The 3,282-nt window shown below is 42.5% G+C and carries 3 protein-coding genes; all 3 read left to right on the plus strand.

The genetic code is table 11. From position 1 onward, the window contains the following. Positions 1-314: 314 nt before the first annotated feature. Positions 315-1,646 (plus strand): MFS transporter, encoded by a 1,332-nt coding sequence (locus UC75_RS00500; protein WP_049836337.1) that lies wholly within the window; start codon positions 315-317, stop codon positions 1,644-1,646. A gap of 81 nt (positions 1,647-1,727) precedes the next feature. Then, positions 1,728-2,636, plus strand: a complete 909-nt coding sequence (locus UC75_RS00505) for a dihydrodipicolinate synthase family protein (RefSeq protein WP_049836338.1) — start codon at positions 1,728-1,730, stop codon at positions 2,634-2,636. Then, on the plus strand, positions 2,636-3,282 hold a 647-nt coding region (locus tag UC75_RS19420), incomplete at its 3' end, for an aldehyde dehydrogenase family protein (RefSeq protein WP_228137191.1). The genes UC75_RS00505 and UC75_RS19420, both read left to right, overlap by 1 nt.

The following is a 3,282-nucleotide window of genomic DNA, read 5'->3' on the forward strand; positions in this document are numbered from 1 at the left end:
TTGCAGGACAGCGTAGCGACTTGATTGATTTTCTTTTAGAAACGTCAGGCCCAAACAAAGTTCCGCCTGAGCCATTCTTATCTATCGGTGTTAATGCAACCTTGTGGTGGGGGCAAAGAAAAGCAGGGTTGGAAGAGTGATGTAGATGACATCAGATTTATAGGTTTTTCCTGATCAAATTAATTAGGTAAACAGCTTTAAAACAGCGAAGGTGGCGAAATTGAGTTTTCAGTTTCGCAGGGGCTATTCAACCTTAAATTTCTTAAATGTGTAGGAAACACATCCACTTCGGTGGACGAGTATTGGAGATAAAAATGACAACGAATCATATGTCAATTGATGATGTACCCGTAAATGGATTTCATCAGTTATTGAGTATTCGTACAGGTGGCGGTTGGCTACTGGATGGTTATGTTCTAAGTATTATCGGCGTTGCATTAATGCAAGCTGCCGCACAATTACATTTATCCAATTTCTGGCAAGGAATGATTGCAGCATCTGCACTATTCGGTATGTTTTTTGGCGGCTTTTTAGGTGGCTGGCTAAGTGACTGGATGGGGCGTAAGAAACTGTATTTCATTGCTCCAACTTTATTTGTTTTATGTTCGGTTGCTCAGCTTTGGGTTGATTCTGGATGGGTATTATTTTTATGCCGTTTCATGATTGGGATTGCAGTAGGTTTTGAATATGCCGCAGGCGGATCATTGCTCGCCGAGTTTTTACCAACCAAAGAACGTGGCCCTCGTTTAGCAATGCTCACAATTATGTGGTTCTTTGGCGCAATGTTGGCGTATCTCTTCGGCAATATGATTTTAAAGATGGATCTTACAGAAGCTTGGCGTTGGGTGTTTGCGAGCCCAGCTGTGATTGGTCTGACCTTAATCTTAATCCGAATTGGCACGCCAGAATCACCACGTTGGCTTATCAGCAAGGGTCGTAACGCTGAAGCAGAAGTCATTATTAAACAAGTATACGGACCATCTTTTTCACTTGCGAATGTGCCCGTTCAGGAAGCTGTCAAAAGTTTGTCGCTTAGAGAAATCTTAGCTTTAGGTTATGGCAAACGCGTATTTTTCTGTTCGATGTTTTGGATGTGTGCGGTGATTCCTGTGTTTGCCGTGTATTCCTTTGCACCTCGTGTTCTAGATGCAATGAATCTAAAAGGCTCATGGGCTGAATACGGTTCGGTGATGATTACGCTGATGTTTGTAGTGGGCTGTGTGATTGCAACCAAGCTAATCAATACGATGGGCCGCCGTAAAATGGTTATTCACAGCTTCTTGTGGTCAGGTCTTGCATTGCTGGGTTTGGGTGCATTTGCTGACGGCTCACAAATGTTGGTGTTGGTACTGTTTTGTTTATATGCAGTGTTGATTGGTGGGGCGCAAGTTTTGGAACTGGTTTATCCAAATGAACTTTTTCCAACAGAAATGCGTGGCATTGGTGTCGGCATGGCAACCTCATTTTCTCGTATCGGCGCAGCAGTCGGTACATGGCTGGTTCCGATGTCATTAGACACCATTGGTATTGGCAACACGATGTTTGTGGCAGCAGGCGTCACCTTACTTGGTTTGATTGTTTCCATTATGACAGCCCCTGAAACCAAAGGGCTGAACTTGGAACAAGCAACTTCTTTGAAAAATTAACAATGGATCGTGTTGCCACAGTCTCAGTCTCTCAAATCGATTATGGCAACCATCAACACACTTTAAAACGGAGAAAATATCATGACATTTTTTGAAGGCATTTATACACCAGCAATCACTCCTTTAGCTGCTGACGGTTCAATTGATAAAGCTGCTTTTGCAGAAGTTTTAGAATATTTAATTGATGCAAAAGTACACGGGATTATTGTGGCAGCAACAACTGGTGAATATTACGCACATACTGCCGAAGAACGTTATGACCTTGCTAAATACGCGAAAGATGTTATCGGTTCACGTACTTCATTAATGATTGGTACAGGCGCAATTCGTACCGAAGATTCGGTTGAATACGCAAAAGTGGCTAAAGAAATTAAAGCTGACAGTATTTTAGTGACTATTCCGCCTTACGCATTGCCAACTGAACAAGAAGTAGCAGCTCATGCTTTAACAATTGATAAAGCAGCAGGCTTACCAATCATGTTCTATAACTACCCAGCTCGTATGGGTGTGAGCATGGGCAAAGAATTTTTTGATACTGTTTTTGCTGAATCAAAGAACTTTGTTGGTATTAAAGAAAGTTCAGGCGATATGAACCAGCTACATATGTTGGCGCGTAACTATCCTTTCTTCGAACTTTCTTGCGGTTGGGATGATCAAGCACTTGAGTTTTTTGCATGGGGAGCACGTAGTTGGGTTTGTGCAGGTTCAAACTTTGTACCTCGTGAACATATTGCTTTATATGAGGCTTGCGTGATTGAGAAAGACTTCGACAAAGGCCGCCGCATTATGGCTGCAATGTTGCCATTAATGGATTTCCTTGAAACTGGTCATTTCATTCAATGCATTAAATATGGCTGTGAACTTAATGGTTTAAAAGCAGGCAGTGTTCGTGCACCGTTACAAGATATGGATGCAGAAAAGAAACAAGCATTCAAAGTCATTGTTGAACAACTTAAGCGTGAAGTTGCAGCCATTACAGGAGGCGTTTAATGTCTGAGCTTCTTACTGCATCGGAATATGCAACGATTGCCCAAAACTTATCTTTTCAGACTTTAGCCTTTATTGATGGTCAGTTTCAGGCATCTCTTTCAGGCAAAACGTTTAAAACGACCAACCCTGCAACTGGTGAGTTACTTGCAGAAATTACTGCATGTAATAGCCAAGATGTGGACCTTGCGGTTGCTAAAGCTAAAGCAGCATTTGAGGATGGTCGTTGGCATCGTTTATCTCCGAATGAACGTAAACACGTTTTACTTAAATTTGCCGACCTTCTAGAGAAAAATACAGTTGAACTGGCTGTTATGGAGAGTCTAGACAGTGGTAAGCCTGTAAGTGAATGTCAGTTAACTGATGTGCCGGAAATGATTCATACCATTCGTTGGCATGCGGAACTGATCGACAAGATTTATGACAATACAGCACCTGTAGGTTCAGATACTTTGTCACTTGTGGTGCGAGAAGCGATTGGTGTCGTTGGGCTTGTTTTACCTTGGAATTTTCCTTTACTTATGCTGGCTTGGAAAATTGCACCGTCTTTAGCAGCAGGCTGTTCGGTGGTAATTAAACCAGCTAAGGAAACGACTTTAACTGCGCTCCGTGTTGCTGAGTTGGCTGCTGAGGCTGGTATTCCGGCTGG

The organism is Acinetobacter sp. V2, assembly GCF_001188385.1.
Taxonomy (GTDB): domain Bacteria; phylum Pseudomonadota; class Gammaproteobacteria; order Pseudomonadales; family Moraxellaceae; genus Acinetobacter; species Acinetobacter oleivorans.

Bases quoted from the DNA above. Each gene is read 5' to 3' on its own strand.
- UC75_RS00505 (WP_049836338.1), top strand. From the start codon at position 1,728: ATGACATTTTTTGAAGGCATTTATACACCAGCAATCACTCCTTTAGCT.
- UC75_RS00500 (WP_049836337.1), top strand. From the start codon at position 315: ATGACAACGAATCATATGTCAATTGATGATGTACCCGTAAATGGATTT.